Origin of the sequence: Vibrio sp. G-C-1 (assembly GCF_021728015.1) — a bacterium.
GTDB lineage: Bacteria > Pseudomonadota > Gammaproteobacteria > Enterobacterales > Vibrionaceae > Vibrio > Vibrio splendidus.
Genome location: NZ_JAKKCR010000005.1, coordinates 264,313 through 283,645, shown reverse-complemented (window position 1 = coordinate 283,645; position 19,333 = coordinate 264,313). Strand labels below are relative to the sequence as shown.

Below are 19,333 nucleotides of genomic sequence, written 5' to 3'. Positions count from 1 at the left end.
AATAGGTCTGTAGAATAAAGAGGTGCATTGCTTTTTTACTAAATACCAATTTCAAAGCAGCGCAATGTTCCAATAACAGGAAGTGAGTATGGCAACGTTAAAAGATATCGCGACTGAAGCACATGTTTCATTGGCTACAGTTTCAAGGGTTCTCAATGAAGATCCAACATTAAGCGTCAAGGAAGAGACCAAAAGGCGTATCTTTGAAATTGCAGAGAAGTTGGAATACAAAACCAGCAGCTCACGAAAAGCCGTTAGCAGTAAAAAACAAAATCATCACTTCCTTGCTCTGTATAACTACAAGCAAGAAGCTGAAGTGAATGACCCTTACTATCTATCGATTCGCCACGGGATTGAAACCCAATGTGACAAGATGGAAGTTAAACTAACCAACTGTTATGAAAGTAAAATACACGTAAATTCAGCGCCTATCACTGGTGTATTGTTGGTGGGAAGAATGACACCGGAGGTTATCGAACAAGCCAAAAAGCTAAGCGATAATATCTGTTATGTCGATTTCACTGATCACTCTGAACCTTATGACTCTGTCGATATCGACCTGGCTTTGATCAGCAAAGAGATCACCAACTTCTTTATCAACCAAGGCTATCAACGCATTGGTTTTATTGGCGGACAAGATAACGTCAACACTCCTGATATTCGCGAAGTCGCCTTTGCTGAATACGGTAGCCTTAAGAACGTTGTCAGCGAGCAAGACATCTATCGTGGAGACTTCTCTAGCTCTTCAGGTTATCAGCTTGCAAAACAGATGCTAGCGACGGGCGACTACCCTAAAGCCATGTTTATTGCGTCAGATTCCATCGCAATTGGTGTTTTACGAGCCGTTCATGAGCACGGATTAAACATTCCTGAAGATATTGCGCTGATCAGTGTAAATGACATCCCAACAGCTAAATTTACCTTCCCATCTTTATCGACTGTTCGTATTCACTCTGAACTAATGGGAATTCAAGGCGTTAACCTGTTGATTGAGAAAGTACGCGACGGCCGTACTATCCCACTACGTGTCTATGTACCAAGCAAATTAAAGCTGCGTGACACGACAAAATAGTTAAAAATATCAAATAGATAAACTAAGGCTACCTTTGTTGAAGGTGGCCTTTTTTGTACCCATCACATACGCCTATATACACATACCTGCCTCTTTAGCCTGCTTCATAAAACAGCCAATAGCATTCTTTTAAGTGGATCACACAGCACTGTAAAAAGACCATAAAAAACGTGATGGAGTTAAAGTAAAACGTTTTCACCAATTTCATTTAGTAAAAGTTTTACTAATAATTACCTCAGTCCAAAAATACTCGTATTCACTACGACCCAATTACGCATAAGAACGTCGGTCAGCAAATTGCATTTAGGCCGAGAGAGAGGCAACGTGAACAACTGGGAAAACTTCCTGAACTTACATGAGAACCGTATGGCACCGCGTGCATACTTCTTCTCATACGCATCAGAAAAGAATGCAAAAACGTTTCAGCGTGAACTTAGCAGCCACTTCCAACTATTGAGTGGCCAATGGAATTTCAGCTATTTCACCAATCCACTATTGGTTCCTGAAGAGTTCTACTCTCAAGAAATGAAAGACTGGGGCCACATTACGGTTCCAAACATGTGGCAAATGGAAGGCCACGGCGATCTTCAATACACAGATGAAGGTTTCCCATTCCCAATTGATGTGCCTTTCGTACCATCAGACAACCCAACCGGTGCATACCAACGCTCTTTCTTCCTTGGCGAAAGCTGGGGCGAGAAACAAACCATCATCAAATTTGATGGCGTTGAAACTTATTTCGAAGTTTACGTAAACGGCGAATACGTCGGTTTCAGCAAAGGCAGCCGCCTCACCGCTGAGTTCGATATCTCTAACCACGTAAAAGCAGGCAACAACCTACTTTCTATTCGCGTGATGCAATGGGCCGACTCAACCTACATTGAAGACCAAGACATGTGGTGGACGGGCGGTATCTTCCGTGACGTTTACCTAGTGGGCAAAGAACAGCTGCACGTTCAAGACGTTACCGTTCGTACTGACTTCGACGACGCTTACCAAAGCGCTACCCTGTCGTGCAAAGTGGAACTAGAAAACCTAGCAGCAGTGGTAAACGCAACCCTTGAGTACGCATTGCTTGATGGCAGCCAAGTTATCTCGCAAGGCTCTGTAGATAGCTTAGCCATTCCTAATACATTGACTGGCGGCAATGCGAATACTCAATTCTCTATTGATGTGGTTAACCCTGTTCAATGGAACGCTGAAAACCCTTACCTATACCAACTGTTGCTTACGCTGAAAGACGCTGACGGCAAGGTGTTGGAAGTGATTCCACAACGCGTTGGTTTCCGTGATATTAAAGTTCGTGATGGTCTGTTCTACATCAACAACAAGTACGTGATGCTGCACGGTGTGAACCGTCACGACAACGACCACCTGAAAGGTCGTGCTGTTGGCATGGATCGCGTCGAGAAAGACTTAGTACTGATGAAGCAACACAACATCAACTCAGTACGTACAGCGCACTACCCGAACGACCCACGCTTCTACGAATTGTGTGACATCTACGGCCTATTCGTGATGGGCGAAACCGATGTTGAAACTCACGGTTTTGCTAACGTTGGCGACCTAAGCCGCATCACTAACGATGCCGCATGGGAAGCGGTGTTTGTTGAACGTATCGAACGTCATATCCACGCTCAAAAGAACCACCCTTCTATCATCATGTGGTCACTGGGTAACGAGTCTGGCTACGGCTGCAACATCCGTTCTATGTACGATGCAGCAAAAGCGATTGATGACACCCGTCTAGTTCACTATGAAGAAGACCGTGATGCTGAAGTGGTCGACATCATTTCAACCATGTACTCACGTGCTCAACTAATGAATGCCTTCGGTGAATTCCCGCACGAAAAACCACGCATCATATGTGAATACGCACACGCAATGGGTAACGGCCCAGGCGGTTTAACCGAATACCAAAACGTGTTCTACAAGCATGATGCCATTCAAGGTCACTACGTTTGGGAATGGTGTGATCACGGCATTCTGGCGCGTGATGAAGCAGGCACAGAGTTCTACAAGTACGGCGGTGACTACGGTGACTACCCGAACAACTACAACTTCTGCATGGACGGCTTGATCTACCCAGACCAAACACCAGGCCCTGGCTTGAAAGAGTACAAACAAGTGATTGCCCCAGTGAAGCTTCGCGACTTCGATGCACAAACGGGCACCTTCACAGTAGACAACAAACTTTGGTTCTCAAACATCGATGACTACACCATCACTGCGGAAATCCGCGCTGAGGGTAAAACCATTGCGGTACAGCATATCAAGGTTGAAGAGCTGGCTGAGAACTCTAGCCGTGAACTGACGCTTAATTTGCCAGAGCTTGATGAGCGTGAAGTGTTTGTGAACTTTACAGTTCGTAAGGATTCTCGTACTTCATACAGCGAAGCGAACCACGACATTGCGGTTTATCAGTTCCAAGTGAAAGAGAACACTGCACAGCTTGACGCCTTCACCAACAACAATGCAACGGCACTGAATGTTGAAGAGTCTCGCCTCGCTTATGTAATCAAAGGCCATAACTTTGCACTGAACTTCTCGAAAGTGAACGGCAAGCTGACGTCATGGTTAGTGAATGGCGAAGAACTGATTAAGTCGGAGCCAAAGCTGAACTTCTTCAAGCCAATGATCGATAACCATAAGCAAGAGCACGATGGTTACTGGGAGCCTGCACACCTACAGATCATGCAAGAGCACTTCCGCACGCTAAACGTTGAGCAAGTTAACGGCAAGGTAGAGATCACCACCACCAGCATCGTTGCTCCACCAGTATTTGATTTCGGCATGCGTTGTGAGTATCGCTACCAAATCAGTGCTGAAGGTCAACTGAACGTTGAGCTAAGTGGCGAACGTTACGGTGATTACCCTCACGTGATTCCAGTAATTGGTTTCGACATGGGCATTAACGGCGGCTTCGACCAAGTTCAATACTACGGCCGCGGTCCTGAAGAGAACTACCAAGACAGCAAGCAAGCCAACATGATTGATGTTTACCAATCAACTGTGGCTGACATGTTCGAGAACTACCCGTTCCCACAAAACAACGGCAACCGCCAGCACGTTCGTTGGGCTGCGATTTCAAGCCGCGCGGGTAATGGTATTGCAGTAAAACCACAGCAAGAAATCAACTTCAGCGCTTGGTTCTACACCAACCAAAACCTGCATCAAGCACAACACACCATTGAGCTAGAGAAGAGCGGTTACATCACGCTAAACCTAGACCACCAAGTAATGGGCTTAGGCTCGAATTCTTGGGGCAGCGAGGTGCTCGATTCTTACCGAGTTTACATGGACGAGTTCCGCTACGGCTTAACTCTGATTCCATTCCAAGCAGGCGATTGCGACGCGCAGCACCTAATCAATCACAACTTTGGCGATGAGTTTTTTACGGCGAATCAACCGAAAGCTCAACCACAACAGAACGAGGCATAAACGATGATCGTTTTAGACAACCTAGAGCAATTTAAAGTCGTTTACCGCGACGGTCGTAAATGGCAACGCTGTGTAGAAGCGATTGAAAACATCGGCAACATCAAAGATGGCGTGATGTATTCCATTGGTGACTCACTGGCTTACATGATTGAAGACGGTGTGGCTCGAAACACAGAAAACTTCACCGGTAACCGTCGTTACTTCGACGTGCATTACTACCTAGAAGGTCGTGAGACGGTTGAATTTTCAGATAAATCTCAACTTGAACAGACCCAAGCTTACAGCGATGAGACTGACCGCGAACACCTAATGGGTAACGGCGAGACTTGCGAGTTAGCTGAAGGCCAAGTGGCGATCTTTGATAACAGCAAAGCCTACCGATTCCACGGTGATAACCGAGTTCGTAAAGTGGTACTGAAAGTGACTATCGAAGACGGTTACTTCCTCAATAAGTAAGTAACTGGAGCTAAACAAACGAAAGCAACAACAAGATCTATTCACAGTGTGTACCGAGCCTTGCCGTTCAAGGCTCAGTCACACTGCACAACGCCTTTACGCTTCTTCCCTACAAGGAAGCCTAAAGAAATAACGACTATAATTACGTGACCCTTGGAGGACACTATGTCTGAATCTGTACGCGGTAAGTTAGGTAAATTTGCCTTGCTCTCCATGACATTTGCAGCGGTATTTAACGTTCGCAACATTGTAAATAACAACATCGAATTGGGATTGAGTTCTGCTCCTATCTTTTTGCTCGCCACCCTTATTTACTTCATTCCATTCGTGTTCATTATTGCTGAATTCGTATCAGCAAATAAAAACTCTGAGTCAGGCATGTATGACTGGCTTAAACAACCGCTGGGTTCAAAAGCGGCCTACTTAGGTTCATTCCTATATTGGTTCGTGAACCTATTCTGGTTTGTATCATTACTGCCCAACGTTATCGCATACGCGTCTTACGCGATGCTTGGCTACGAGTACGCCTTCTCTCCGATAGTGACTTCGGCAATCTCAATAGGTCTGTTTGCAGCAGCGACACACATCTCGACCAAAGGTGCGAGCTGGTTAGGCAAAATTGCAGAGATCGTTGCATACGGTGTATTTGCACTGTTCGCGGTTTACGTTATCGGTGCAATGATGGCACTCGGTGGTAACCATGAACCGGTAGAGCCAATCACGCTTGAAGCTATGACACCAACCATCAACTGGGCAACGTTAGGCATTATGTGTTGGATCTTCCAAGCAGCCGGTGGTGCAGAAACCGCAGCCGCTTACCTAAACGATGTTAAGGGTGGTCATAAGTCTTTCATCAAGGTGATCATCAGCGCGGGTATCGCTATCGGTATCATGTACGCAGTCGGTTCTCTATTAGTGAACGTATTCGTTGCTCGTGACGAATTAACTTATGCTGGCGGCATGGTTGAAATCTTCACTGGTATGGCGAACTACTTCGACATTTCACAATCTCTAACGGGTCGCTTCGTCGGTATCATTCTGTTCGTCGCTATGTTCGGTTCGATGATGATGTGGACAGCAGCGCCAGTAAAAATTCACTTCTCTGAAATCCCTAAAGGTGTTTACGGTGAGAAAACGACTGAGCTTAACGAACACGGCGTGCCTGTTCGCGCAGCATGGTGGCAATTCGCTTTCGTATTCCTAATGCTAGTGGTTAACGGCTTCGGTTCTGAGTCTGTACAAGACATGATGAACACAGCAATCAACCTAACAGCAGGTACCGCAATGTTACCGCCTATCTTCATCATGGTGGCGTACTTTGTATTCCGCTTGAAACATGACGATACACCACGTGACTTCCGCATGGGTACTCGAGTTCAAGGTATGTCTGTGGTGTCAGTACTTATCGGTATCTTTGTTGTCAGCATGACGGCGTCAGCATTCCCAACGGGTGTTGACTTAATGCAAGCGTTCTTCGTCAACGTATTTATGACGGCTGTATTCTCAGCTCTCGCTTGGTGGTGGATCTCTCGCTTTGAAAAGAAGCAAGCAGGTAAAGATGCAAAGCTAGAAGCGGCTAAGCAATCGTAATACTTAGCAGCATTAGAACCAATTTAAAAAGCGCCTATCATGGCGCTTTTTTGTTTTAAATCAGATAATTAAAAACCAATAACCGAAAATAAAAACGCCATTCCGTCAAGGGCTCACTTCACGAAAAACGTTAATTAACTCGTAATAAAACCCGAACAAAAACAAAGGTAAAACATTAACTAAATTTATTTACTCAAGGTCACATATTTGATCAATTTTGATTAACTTCCCGCCGCTTAATCTTTAATCTTCTTGCTGAAGAGACGAACGAGTTCATATTTAAAAACGACAAAAAGCCCCTACAAGCCTTACAAATCTTCGTTCATGAAACAAACAATCTCTTTGATGAACCTCTTAACCTTTAACTCTTTTTTTTGGTAATAACTTTACTGAAAAGCAAGAAGGAGAAGCACTAAGAAGTCCGATCGTAAATCTATAAAAACAACAATGAGCCAACCCTGACAAAACAAAGCGGGTGTTTGCCAAACCAACATAACAATAAAAGTGCGGCCTAGAGCCTCCCTCTCTAGGACCAAGTTATAACGATCATCAACGTGATTCACCGGAGAACATCATGTCCGAAAATAAACGCAGTACGATAGGCAAGTTTGCCCTACTGTCTATGACCTTCGCGGCGGTATACAGCTTCAACAACATCATTAACAACAACATCGAGATAGGCCTTTCCTCGGCGCCGATGTTCTTTCTAGCCACCATCTTTTACTTTGTGCCTTTTTGTTTGATCGTCGCAGAGTTTGTGTCACTGAATAAAAACTCTGAAGCGGGCGTTTATTCTTGGGTTAAAAGCTCTCTAGGCGGCCGCTGGGCGTTTATTTCGGCTTATACCTACTGGTTTGTTAACCTGTTCTTCTTCACCTCTCTGCTGCCTAGAATCATCGCTTATGCGTCGTATGCGTTCTTAGGGTTTGAGTACATATTCACGCCAATCACCACGGCGATCCTCAGTACCATTTTGTTTGCGATGGCTACGCACATTTCAAACAATGGCGCGAAACTACTAGGCCCCATCACCTCACTAACATCGTCGCTTATGTTGTTGCTAACAATGTCTTACATCTTGTTGTCTGGCGGTGCTTTGATCGGTGGTATCGAGCCAGCAGACCCAATCACCATTGAAGCGATGACACCAAGCTTTAACTGGGCATTCCTTGGGGTAATCACTTGGATCTTCATGGCGGCTGGCGGTGCAGAATCGGTAGCGGTTTACGTTAATGACATCAAAGGTGGTCACAAGTCTTTCGTTAAAGTGATCATCATTGCCGGTATCTTCATTGGTGCGCTTTACTCGGTGGGTTCAGTACTAGCAAACGTGTTTGTGTCGCGAGAAGAGCTTAAATTTACTGGCGGCTCAGTGCAGGTATTCGAAGGGCTAGCACGACACTTTGGGTTATCTGAAATTTTGATGAATCGCTTTGTGGGCGTGGTTTCATTCACGGCGATGCTGGGCTCTCTACTGATGTGGACAGCGACACCCGTTAAGATTTTCTTCTCTGAAATCCCTAAAGGTATCTTCGGTGAGAAAACGGTCGCTCTAAACAAACAAGGCGTTCCAGAGCGTGCGGCTTGGATTCAGTTCTTGATTGTGATTCCACTGATGTTCATTCCGACACTGGCGTCCGATACGGTTCAAGATCTGATGAGTACCATTATCAACATGACAGCTGCAGCATCGATGTTGCCACCGCTATTCATCATGATCGCGTACCTTAATTTACGTTTGAAGTTGGATCACTTACCTCGTGATTTCAGAATGGGCTCACGTATGACAGGCATTACCGTGGTCTCGATTCTGATCGGCATTTTCACTGTTGGCTTCTTTGCGTCAACCTTCCCAACAGGTGCTGACATCATGACCATCATCTTCTACAACGTGGGCGGGATTGTTATCTTCCTTGGCTACGCGTGGTGGAAGTACGGAAAATATGAAAAAAGCTTATCTCCAGAAGAGAAAAAACCAGAAGCAAAACCTGAACCGGCGAACGCTTAGTTTTCCCTGCACTCTGATTTAAACTTCGGGCACTCTGACTTAAACTTCGGGCACTCTGACTTAAACTTCAGGCACTCGCATTTAAACTTCAGGCACTCGCATTTAAACTTCAGGCACTCACATTTGGTGAGTGCCTTTTTATTTGTCGGTACATTTCCACTAACCATCTCGATTAAATCAAAGCCATTCAAGAATCAAAGCATTCGAACCAACAATCTAACCACCCATTAAATAATTCACCTCCCGAATGCTTACAACCCTAGCCATACCTCAGCAAATTCAACTGAAAGTCAAAATAAAAACAAAGTAAATATTTACTAAAAATAGATCACACTTTTAAACTTAATTAATTTTAAACATCAAAATTATCATTAATATTGGTTTTGCGATCGTAAGTAACCTGACCAATACGCCTTGAAGAGCACCCCATATTAGAAGTCAGAACTGCTTGCGAACCTTCATTTATAACCCCGACACAGAAGTGATTAAAATGAAAAGTAGTTTTACTAAAAACACTCTTATTACAAGCTGTATTCTTGCTGCCTTAAGTACCACTGCCCACGCGGAAGAGTCCGCAGCAAACCACAGTGATACTCAGCCTCCTCAGACAGAAACTGAAACCCTATTTAACTTTTATGGTGAGCTTGGCCTTGGTGGTCACGTGGCACTCGAAGGTGATGATAAAGGCCGCTACGCAGACGGTACTTACATTGAAGCTGGCTTGGCTATCGAGCACGGTAATTGGTTTGGTCTTGCTTATATGGAAGGCTGGACAGTACAAGCCGACGACGAAGGCAATGCTTGGGCAACGGGCCACGGCTGGGGCGGCTTTGAAGGTGGTTTCAACCGCTTTTACGCTGGCTACCGCACAGATAACAAAACAGAATTCATGATTGGTCGCATGGACTCTTCATTAGATGACGTTCAATGGTGGGGTGACCCTACGGTTGAATACGGCTACGCGATCTCAAACACGCGAGACGTGCACCTTGGTGTGAAGATTCAAAACCTAGAAGGCAAGCTTCGCTACAGCGTTTCTTTCGCGCCAGAGTCTGACTTCTCTGAAGACGATGCTCTTGTTCACTTCGGTAAATACGACAGCTTCGCAGACCAATGGAAAGATAAGAACGCCATGGTCAATGGTTACCTTCAATACGATCTGACCGACGACTTAACCCTAATGGGTGGTGGTGAAGTTCGTAACAACGATGGTGGTGAACTATTGCTATTGGGTGCTGAGTACAAAAACTTCGCCACTCGTGTTTGGCACGATACAGATAAAGGCAACCAAGAGTCTTTCGGTAGCGAGTCTGGTATTCAAACCAGTGCATGGTACGAAGCGGCACAAGGCGTTTACCTATCTGCAGCCTACAACTACGCAAACTTTGACGGTGACAATGGCGACAAAGAAATCACCTCTTACATCAATGCTGGCGTTTGGTATGAATACGGCAACGGCGCGTTTGCGACTGCTTTCGATAGCCGCTTTGGCGTAGGCAGCGACACTGAAATCGGCGACGCTCAGGTGTTCGCAATGCAATACTTCTACTGGTAATAACAGGAATTGATCATGAAACTGAATAAATCATTCGCAGCTCTCGCTATCGGTGCAGCCCTTGTCGTTACTGGTTGTGCTTCAAACTCAATCTCTGGCTCAGGCTCTGACACAGAGCAACTGCAAGCCAACGAATTTAAGAACGTTATCGACCGTACTGGCTCACCTGAATACATGCGTGACTACGACTTCGATGACCACCAACGCTTTAACCCATTCTTCGACCTAGGTGCATGGCACGGTCACCTGCTGCCAGACAGTGCAGAAGGCATGGGCGGATTCCCAGGTACAGCACTGCTTACCGAAGAATACATCAACTTCATGGCTGATAACTTCGACCGCCTAAGCGTGTTCAAAGACGGCAAAAAAGTGGCTTTCACTATGGAAGCTTACAGCCTACCGGGCGCATTGGTTCAGACGCTAAAATCTGACGATGTGACCGTAGAAATGACGATGCGTTTTTCTTCAAACCGTACCTCTCTGCTAGAAACCAAAATCACTACCGACTCACCGGTTGAATTGGTGTGGGATGGTGAACTGCTAGAAAAGACGCACGCCAAAGAAGGCGTGGCACAAACCGACAAAACAATCGCTGAAACTTACCCTGAGTATGACCGTCAAATCGTCGCAACCGACGATGGCCTAAAGGTGACCTTCGGTAAGGTTCGTTCGACATGGGATCTACTGACTTCTGGTGAGTCTGAATACCAAGTTCACAAGTCGATTCCAACGAAAACCACGGTTGATGGTTTAGCGTTTACTTCAACGGCAAACATTGAAGCATCGACGACTATCTACACCACATACTCGCATGTTCTAACGGCAGAAGAAGCGCAAGCGGAACAGCCTGAAATCAAAAAGATCATGGCAAACCCTACCGACTTCTTAGCGGCATCAGCAGAACGTTGGGAAGGCTATCTTGAGATGGGTTTAACCAACCCGAACGCGACACCAGAGCAAGAGCGTGTTGCGGTTAAAGCGATGGAAACCCTAAACGGTAACTGGCGTGGCGCTGCAGGTGCGATGGAGTTTGACTCTGTGACACCATCCGTGACGGCGCGTTGGTTCTCGGGCAACCAAACTTGGCCTTGGGACACATGGAAGCAAGCCTACGCAATGGCTCACTTCAACCCAGATGTAGCGAAAGATAACATCCGCGCGATGTTCGCTTACCAAATTCAGGCTGACGATGCCGTTCGTCCTTGGGATGAAGGTTACGTGCCCGATCTACTCGCTTACAACCTAAGTCCAGAACGTGGCGGCGATGGCGGTAACTGGAATGAACGTAATACCAAACCAAGCCTAGCAGCATGGGCAGTAATGGAAGTCTATAAGACCACCAGCGATGAAGCTTGGCTCGAAGAGATGTATCCAAAGCTAGTGGCATACCACGATTGGTGGCTGCGCAACCGTGACAACAACGGCAACGGCGTACCTGAATACGGCGCAGCACGCGATAAAGCACACAACACGCCTGAAGGTGAAATGTACTTCACCGTGGTTCGTGGCGATAAGCACGAGACAGTTATAGGCCAAGCTGCACTGGATAAAGTGATTGCTGAAGGTAACTACGATTACATCGAAAGCCCAGCACAAACTGCCGCGTCTTGGGAGTCGGGTCGTGATGATGCAGCCGCATTTGGTTTCATCGATAAAGACCAGCTAGACGCGTATGTAGCGAATGGCGGCAAGCGCAGCGATTGGGATGTTGAGTTCGCTCAAAACCGCGCTGAAGATGGCACGCTACTGGGCTACTCACTACTGCAAGAGTCTGTCGACCAAGCAAGCTATATGTACAGCGATAACAAGTACCTAGCAGAAATGGCTGACATTCTTGGTAAAGACGCAGAAGCGAAAGAGTTCCGTGAAAAAGCTGAGCATCTATCGAACTACATCAACACCTGTATGTTCGACGAAGGTACTAACTTCTTCTACGACATTCGTATCGAAGACAAGCCACTAGCGAATGGCTGTGCAGGTAAACCGATTGTAGAGCGTGGTAAAGGCCCTGAAGGTTGGTCACCATTATTCAATGCTGCTGCCACTCAAGCTAACGCTGATGCTGTTGTCTCTGTAATGAAAGATACAGAAGAGTTCAATACCTACGTTCCACTAGGCACAGCGGCGCTTTCTAGCCCTGCATTTGGCCCAGATATTTACTGGCGTGGACGTGTATGGGTAGATCAATTCTACTTCGGCCTAAAAGGCATGGATAGCTACGGCTACCGTGACGATGCGATTGAAATGGCAGGTGCGTTCTTTGACCACGCCGATGGATTAGTTCAAGACGGTCCAATCCGTGAAAACTACAACCCACTAACCGGCGAACAACAAGGCGCACCAAACTTCTCTTGGAGTGCGGCTCACTTGTACATGCTTTACAACGATTTCTTTACTGACGCAGAGTAAATCGAACCTTTTTACCTGTCTTCTGAGATTCATTAATACACCGGTTCAATAAGATACTGCGAATTAACAAATTTCAGGCTTTGGCACTCAGCGTTATGTTGAGTGCCTTTTTTATATCTGAAGCCAAATAATCGAACAAACAAGCATTTATACTATTTGGCCTACTATGATCCTTTTACTCCATTCGCTGTACTTTGACCGTTCTCACCACAATAGAAGCGCACCTGATAATGGTAATGCTCTTTCAATAATTTGTATTCATCATGGACACTTGGCGTCCATGAATCGTCGCCGCCAACCCCCATATGGAAGCCATCGACATAAACAAACAGCTGTTCTTGTTCGGTTAAGTCACAAGTATGTTTTGCCTTCTGTAGTTGCTGTAACCCAAAACGACTGACTGAGAAATGGAAGTCTCCTTGCAGTTCAAATGATCCCACTTTTGCCTCACGAACATCACAACGCAAGCCGCAATCAGAAGGGAAAATATACGGGGTATACATTTGTTCAATGTTCTGCTGATATCGCCCCATATGGGCTGACATTTTTCGATCTGGGTAGTTTTCGTGTGGCCCACGACCAAACCATTCCACCCCATCAGGCACATGGTTCAAAGCAAACTCAAAACCGACTCGTGGCAGAGACGGCAAACCTTTCGCCGCTTGAACATCCACATCTAACTTAACCTCACCATCGGTAAATAATTGGTACCGCCAAGTCGACAACAAACGAACCTGCTCTTCCACTGTGTGAGCAATGATTGCCGTCACCGACACCCCGTTTTTCTGAGTGATGGATGAAAATTCGATGCACTCTGGAGTAAGCCTATCCAACCTCATCGCCTGCCAGCGTGCTATCCATGAATTGGGGTCGACGCGGTTTGCTTCACTGACACCGATATCGTTGTCTAATGGTGCACGATAAAAGTTATCTCGAAGACCACTCGCAAGCTGTTCCACCCCTTTGATTTTCCAGCTCTCTAATGTCCCAGATAACCTGTCGAACTCAACTTGATAAGCATCACCACTCACCGTCAGCAGCGCGTCAGTTTCAGTTACTTTCGGTGGAAATTGAGAGAGGTTGGCATCCAACATCAATTGCGGCTGAGTGGGTAAGGTAAGCTGTTCAATCGCCGTCACATGGCCTTTATTCGCCCACGCAGTATTGGCATTTAATACCACTTCGAGATTAAGGTAATTAAGCGCATTGGCCGTACGAGGAATAGTCACACCATTGAGTTCTATCTGAACACTCTCACCCGCACAAACCATCAATTCGATACAACCATCGCTCGTCACCACACCATTCTGGGTAACCGTCCAATTCAACGTTTCAACCCTGCTGGTCACAAATAGGTGTTCGCTGTGTACCTCAATCACCAGTGGTGATGCAGAAACCAGCTTGAACTGATAAAACTGTTGCGCCTTTTTCACTTCATGCAGCGTTGGATGTACCGTTCTGTCTGGGAATACCAAACCATTAATGCAGAACTGGCGATCATTAATCTCGTCGCCGAAATCACCACCATAGCCCCAATATTGTTTGCCGCTCGAATCGGTTTTGGCGATCCCTTGATCGACCCAATCCCAGATAAATCCGCCCTGTAATCTTGGGTTGTCTCTAAACGCTTGCCAATATTTATCAAAGCTACCCAGACTGTTCCCCATTGCATGGGCGTACTCACAGAGAATAAGAGGACGATGCTCGTTTGGCAGAGCGATGGCTTTGCGAATACCCACGCGAGGTGTCACTTCAGGTTGACTCTCAACAACAGGTAAATCCCAATCAACCCGCGCATACATAGGACATAAAATATCGGTCGCTGCTGTATCTGCCCCGCCACCTTCATACTGAACGGGACGTGTTGGATCAGTTTGTTTCACCCATTGATACATCGCATGGTGATTACGACCAATCCCCGACTCATTACCCAACGACCAAATGATCACGCTGGCGTGGTTTTTATCGCGCTCCACTAGCCTTGTCATTCGTCTCATGTACGCATTCAACCACGACGAATCATTAGACAGTCGACACATCGGAAACTGACCATGGGTTTCCACATTCGCTTCATCAACCAAATACAGGCCATACTCATCACACAGTTCATACCATAATGGGTGATTCGGATAATGAGCAGTTCTCACGGCATTGAAGTTATTTTGTTTGAGTAGTTTGATGTCTTGAATCATTCCTTCACGAGTCATGGTGTGACCCAATTCAGGGTGATGTTCATGGCGATTCACACCACGAATCAGCAACGGCTTACCGTTAACTTTGAGCAAACTATCGGTAATTTCAATACATCGAAATCCGACATCGTAAGCCTCACAATCGACAAGCTCATCATGTTCATTGAGCAATGACACCACACAACGATACAGATAAGGTGATTCGGCACTCCACTTGTTCGGATTCACCACTGAAATGCGGTGTTCAGCGACTTCAGACCAAGGCCCTTTCTCATCCACAACTCGCTCACCAAAGCCCACGATTTGAGGTTCACAAACCAACTGTCCTTGAGCATCATAAAGTTCAGCTCTCAGCTTATCGAAGCCTTCTACATCATTGCTGTGCTTGGTTATTTGCGTAGACACATTTAAAACCGCATCGCGATAGCAAGCATCTAGCTGAGTCTCAATACCAACATCCTCGATTGCGACCTTGGGCTTTCTCAATAAAGTCACATCACGGAAGATGCCACTGAGCCACCACATATCTTGGTCTTCAAGATAGGAACCATCAGACCAACGCAGCACCATCACTACCAGCACGTTCTCGCCCGCTTGCAAGTATTCAGACACGTCAAATTCAGCCGGTAATCGACTGTCTTGCGAATAGCCAACCCACTTGCCGTTGCACCACAAATGAAATGCAGAATTCACGCCGTCGAAGATCAGCCTATAGGTATCTAATAACTCCGGTTCCGTGCAGTTAAAACGCGTTCGGTAGAGCCCTGTCGGATTATCGCTAGGGACGAAGGGAGGGTTATCAGCGAAAGGATATTTCACATTGGTATAGATCGGTTTATCAAAGCCTTGCATCTGCCAGTTGCTTGGCACTGCGATCGACTTCCATGAGAAATCATCAAAATGTTCAGAGACAAACTCTTCGCTGACCAACTCAGGCGAATCGAACAGCTGAAACTTCCAAACCCCATTGAGAGACAAGGTGCGTGACGAGTTCTTCCCCACAGCCTCAGCCAACGAGGTGTAACCATTCAAAGGAGCATGAGCCTCAACAACGTTATGATGAGTGATGTGTTGGTTTTCCCATTCACGGGCAGAGATGATTTGAGAGAAAGTTCTCATTGAGTGTTCCTTACGATAAACCGAATATAGTGAATCATTGCAAGTAGTACTAGGCAGGTTGTATTGGGTGCCTCTTGTGCTCAAAACGACGAACACTAATCAAATAACACTGGCAATGACAAACTGAAAAGGAAAAGAGCCGCAGCAAGAGTCGCTGCGGCAGATAACGTATTACTTAAAGGTACGCTTGCTCACCTTATCGAGTTTCTTCAAGATTTTTTCGATTCGGTCAGGGTGAACCATAAACTCTTGGAAGCCTTTCATGCCTTCTTTGGCCATCGCAGGATCGGTATCACGGTCATAGAACTGAGCCGTACCATCGGTAGAAGCAAGCATTGCTACGCCTTTATCTAAGAACGGATCTGACTTGGCTTTGGCTTTATTGTTGGTCGGGATTTGTAACAGCATCTCATTGATCAGCTGTTGGTTTTCAGCGCGAGCAACAAACTCTAAGAACTTACGAGCATCTTCCTTATTTTTTGCTTTAGAAGGAATGTGTAACGTATCCATTGGCGCGTCTTCTGACATCGGAATACTTGGGTCGATGACAGGGAATTGGAAGAAATCCATCTTGCCATCCAACTCAGCAGGGAAGTTAGGCGTGATGAAGTTACCCATCAGGTACATCGCCGCTTTACCGTTGTACAAGAAAGGTTGAGCTTCTTGCCAAGAATAAGAGGCGTGATTTTCTAGATAGTAACCAGGCTCAACAAGCTCAGCCCAGTTAGCGAACGTTTTTTTCACACGTTCGTCAGAATAAGGCACCTTGCCTTCCATCAACTGAATATGGAAATCTAAGCCGTTGGTACGCATGTTGATGTAATCAAACCAACCCGCAGCAGTCCACAAGTACTTAGTACCAATCGCAAACGGTGCTACACCATTTTCTTTCAGCGTTGTCGATGCCGATTTCAGATCATCCCATGTTTTAGGTTCAGCAATTCCATACTGTTCAAAGATGTCTTTTCGGTAGTAGATACCCCATTGGTAATACGTGTATGGCACACCAAATTGCTTGCCATTTACCGTCATTGCAGGTGCGGCTGACGCGAAGTCTTGCTTCATGTTGTTGTCAGTCCAAATATCACTCACATCTTCAAACAGGCCGCGGTCAACAAAGGCTTTCATTCGGTTACCCGCATACCAAAAAACCACGTCCGGCGGCGAAGTGACCAACCAATTACGAATCGTTGTTTTATACGACTCGTGATCGTACAAATTGTACTTAACCGTAATATCTGGGTTTTCTTTTTCGAAGCGGTTAATGATCTCACCCCACGCCTCTTTTGGCGCTGGATCAGAAGCATCAGAGTTGATGACTAAGGTGCCTGCAAACGATGTTGCAGACATGGAGGCAGCGAGCACTGCAGAGGCAGCGATATGTTTCACGTATTTCATATTGAGGTCCTTGTTATGGAGCTAAGCTCTCTAAGTCCAATTCTTATTGTTTTCTCTCGTAGGGTTGTTCGTGTTTTAGTTTCTCTTCAATGATTCATCCATTCGGGATGTCGGTAGCAATAACGACTAAAGCCGTCGCTATTGCTAGATTCGTGTATCGATTCTTATCTCTTTATTTACCCTTTGGTCGCACCTAATGTCAGGCCTGCGATAAAGTGCTTTTGCATGGTAAAGAACAGCACTACCGGTGGGATAGCCGCAACCACTGCACCCGCCGACATAAACTGCCAAGACGCCAGCCATTGGCCTTGAAGTGAGCTCAAACCCGCAGTCACAGGGCGAACGTCATCACTCTGAACCAGTACTAGTGCCCAGAAGAAGTCATTCCAAATAAAGGTAAACACCAACACGGCTAACGCCGCTAAAGCTGGGCGAACCAAAGGGAGTACGACATGCCAGAATATTTTCCATTCACTCACCCCTTCAACACGCGCCGCTTCGATCAAGGCATCTGGGATCCCAACAATAAAGTTACGCATGAACAAGGTACAGAACCCGGCTTGAAAAGCGATATGGAAGAAAATCAATGCCCAATGGGTATCGTAAAGGCCAAGTCCAATCGTTAAATCACGCACTGGAATCATCAAAATTTGGAACGGAACAAAGTTGCCCGCAATAAACATCGCAAAGATCCAAACGTTGGCTTTGAAGTTGTATTTCGCCAAGGCATACCCAGCCAGAGTCGAGAGTGCGACAGCCCCTGCGACCGCCGGCAGTGTGATGATCAAGCTATTGATTAGGTACTGCCCCATCGAGGTCGAGGTAAAAACTTGGGTGTAGTTCTCAATGAACTGAATCTCGCTCGGCCAGCCCCAGTAATTACCTTTGTTGATGTCATCCATTGAACGAATCGACGTCATCATCACGGCGATAAGCGGTAACAACCACATCACGATCGAGATAGGTAACGCCACTCGGTAGCTGATATTAGTAAAGCGACCGGCTTTTTGAATTGGTTGCGGAAACATTATTTTTCACTCCTTAACATGCGCCACAAGAAGTAAGCGATATAGATATCCATAATCAGAAACAGCACCACAGAAACCGCGGCACCGTAACCCATTCGATAGTTAAAAATAGACTCTTCATACATTTGATACGCCAGCACCGTCGAGCTGCCCCAAGGTCCACCCGCCGTCATGGTTGCCACTAAATCGAAAGAACGCAGGGCACCAATCACTGTCACGACCACGGCAATAAACGTCGCCGGTCTTAGTTGAGGAAGAACTACATACCAGAGCATGCGCCACTTCTTTGCACCATCCAGTCGCGCCGCTTCTAATTGCTCTGGGTCGAGATTGTTCAGCCCCGTGAGATACAAGATCATGCAGTAAGAAATTTGTGGCCATAGGCCAGCGGCAATGATCCCGTAGGTGACATAGTCTTCGTCAGCGAGTATTGATATGGGCTCAAAACCGAACGCACCCAATACCATATTGAAAAGGCCAAATGAGGGGTCATAGAACCAGGAGAACACTAGACCAACCACCACTTGGGAGATAACAAAGGGGAAGAAAAATAAGGATTTAACGACACGAATGCCTTTCACTTGTTGGTTTAAGAAAAGGGCAATCGCCAAGCCACACGGTGGCGCAAGCATAAAGAAGATCAACCAAAGGAAGTTATTCGTTAACGAAGTATAAAAAGCATCTGAGTCAAAAAGCTCACGATAGTTCTCAAGCCCCACCCACTCTTTTTCGCCTAACCCATCCCACTCAAAGAAGCTCAGCCAGATACTGTCCAAGATGGGGTAGATAACATAAAGAGAGAAGATAGCGATGGCTGGCGCCAAGAACAGCCAAGGCGACACCTTAGAACTAATGCGCCTTTTCTTTTTCGCCGATGGGATGCGATTTTCTGGGTATATCGTTTTCACAGATTGCTCCATTTCCCGAAATTCCTTGTATTAAAAGCTTCATTTACTATTTGATTAATTTCCACCTAGATTTCTAAATTCAATCTAGCAACTCAGCATTTATGGTAATTACGTTCAAATATTAGGCTTATTGATAATATTACGCACAGTTATGTTT

11 protein-coding genes are annotated in these 19,333 nt (G+C 46.1%); 7 read left to right on the top strand and 4 right to left on the bottom strand.

Features of this window, described 5'->3' with window-relative positions; genetic code table 11:
* Positions 1-88 precede the first annotated feature (88 nt).
* The 7 genes from ebgR to ygjK all read left to right on the top strand — a co-directional run bounded on the left by ebgR (position 89) and on the right by ygjK (position 12,531).
* Entirely contained in the window at positions 89-1,072 is a 984-nt protein-coding gene (gene ebgR, locus L3V36_RS10220) for a transcriptional regulator EbgR (protein ID WP_108121807.1), read from the top strand.
* Positions 1,073-1,396: 324 nt separating this feature from the next.
* Positions 1,397-4,513, top strand: a complete 3,117-nt coding sequence (ebgA, locus tag L3V36_RS10215; RefSeq protein ID WP_208775240.1) for a beta-galactosidase subunit alpha — start codon at positions 1,397-1,399, stop codon at positions 4,511-4,513.
* 3 nt (positions 4,514-4,516) lie between these two features.
* Positions 4,517-4,969: a beta-galactosidase subunit beta gene (locus tag L3V36_RS10210; RefSeq protein WP_102483419.1), complete on the top strand. Its 453-nt coding sequence runs from the start codon at positions 4,517-4,519 to the stop codon at positions 4,967-4,969.
* A gap of 165 nt (positions 4,970-5,134) precedes the next feature.
* On the top strand, positions 5,135-6,559 hold the full coding sequence (locus L3V36_RS10205) for an amino acid permease (protein WP_108086412.1): 1,425 nt from the start codon (positions 5,135-5,137) through the stop codon (positions 6,557-6,559).
* Between the two features lie 574 nt (positions 6,560-7,133).
* A complete protein-coding gene (locus L3V36_RS10200) occupies positions 7,134-8,567 on the top strand; it encodes an amino acid permease (protein WP_208775238.1) in 1,434 nt (477 codons plus the stop codon).
* A 490-nt stretch (positions 8,568-9,057) separates the two neighbouring features.
* Positions 9,058-10,122 carry a protein YgjJ gene (gene ygjJ, locus L3V36_RS10195; RefSeq protein ID WP_004734431.1) on the top strand — a complete coding sequence of 355 codons (1,065 nt, stop codon included), beginning with the start codon at positions 9,058-9,060 and terminating at the stop codon, positions 10,120-10,122.
* A gap of 15 nt (positions 10,123-10,137) precedes the next feature.
* On the top strand, positions 10,138-12,531 hold the full coding sequence (gene ygjK / locus L3V36_RS10190; RefSeq protein WP_208775236.1) for an alpha-glucosidase: 2,394 nt from the start codon (positions 10,138-10,140) through the stop codon (positions 12,529-12,531).
* 164 nt (positions 12,532-12,695) lie between these two features.
* On the opposite strand, the gene L3V36_RS10185 is transcribed toward ygjK, so the two are convergent.
* The 4 genes from L3V36_RS10185 to L3V36_RS10170 all read right to left on the bottom strand — a co-directional run bounded on the left by L3V36_RS10185 (position 12,696) and on the right by L3V36_RS10170 (position 19,188).
* The gene (locus tag L3V36_RS10185; protein WP_208775235.1) at positions 12,696-15,842 is read right to left on the bottom strand and encodes a beta-galactosidase; all 3,147 of its coding nucleotides are present in this window, start codon (positions 15,840-15,842) and stop codon (positions 12,696-12,698) included.
* A gap of 171 nt (positions 15,843-16,013) precedes the next feature.
* Entirely contained in the window at positions 16,014-17,240 is a 1,227-nt protein-coding gene (locus tag L3V36_RS10180; protein WP_208775233.1) for an extracellular solute-binding protein, read from the bottom strand.
* Between the two features lie 176 nt (positions 17,241-17,416).
* The gene (locus L3V36_RS10175) at positions 17,417-18,268 is read right to left on the bottom strand and encodes a carbohydrate ABC transporter permease (protein ID WP_004734435.1); all 852 of its coding nucleotides are present in this window, start codon (positions 18,266-18,268) and stop codon (positions 17,417-17,419) included.
* Positions 18,268-19,188, bottom strand: a complete 921-nt coding sequence (locus L3V36_RS10170) for a sugar ABC transporter permease (protein ID WP_004734436.1) — start codon at positions 19,186-19,188, stop codon at positions 18,268-18,270. Before L3V36_RS10170 ends, L3V36_RS10175 begins: the two co-directional genes overlap by 1 nt.
* Positions 19,189-19,333 lie beyond the last annotated feature (145 nt).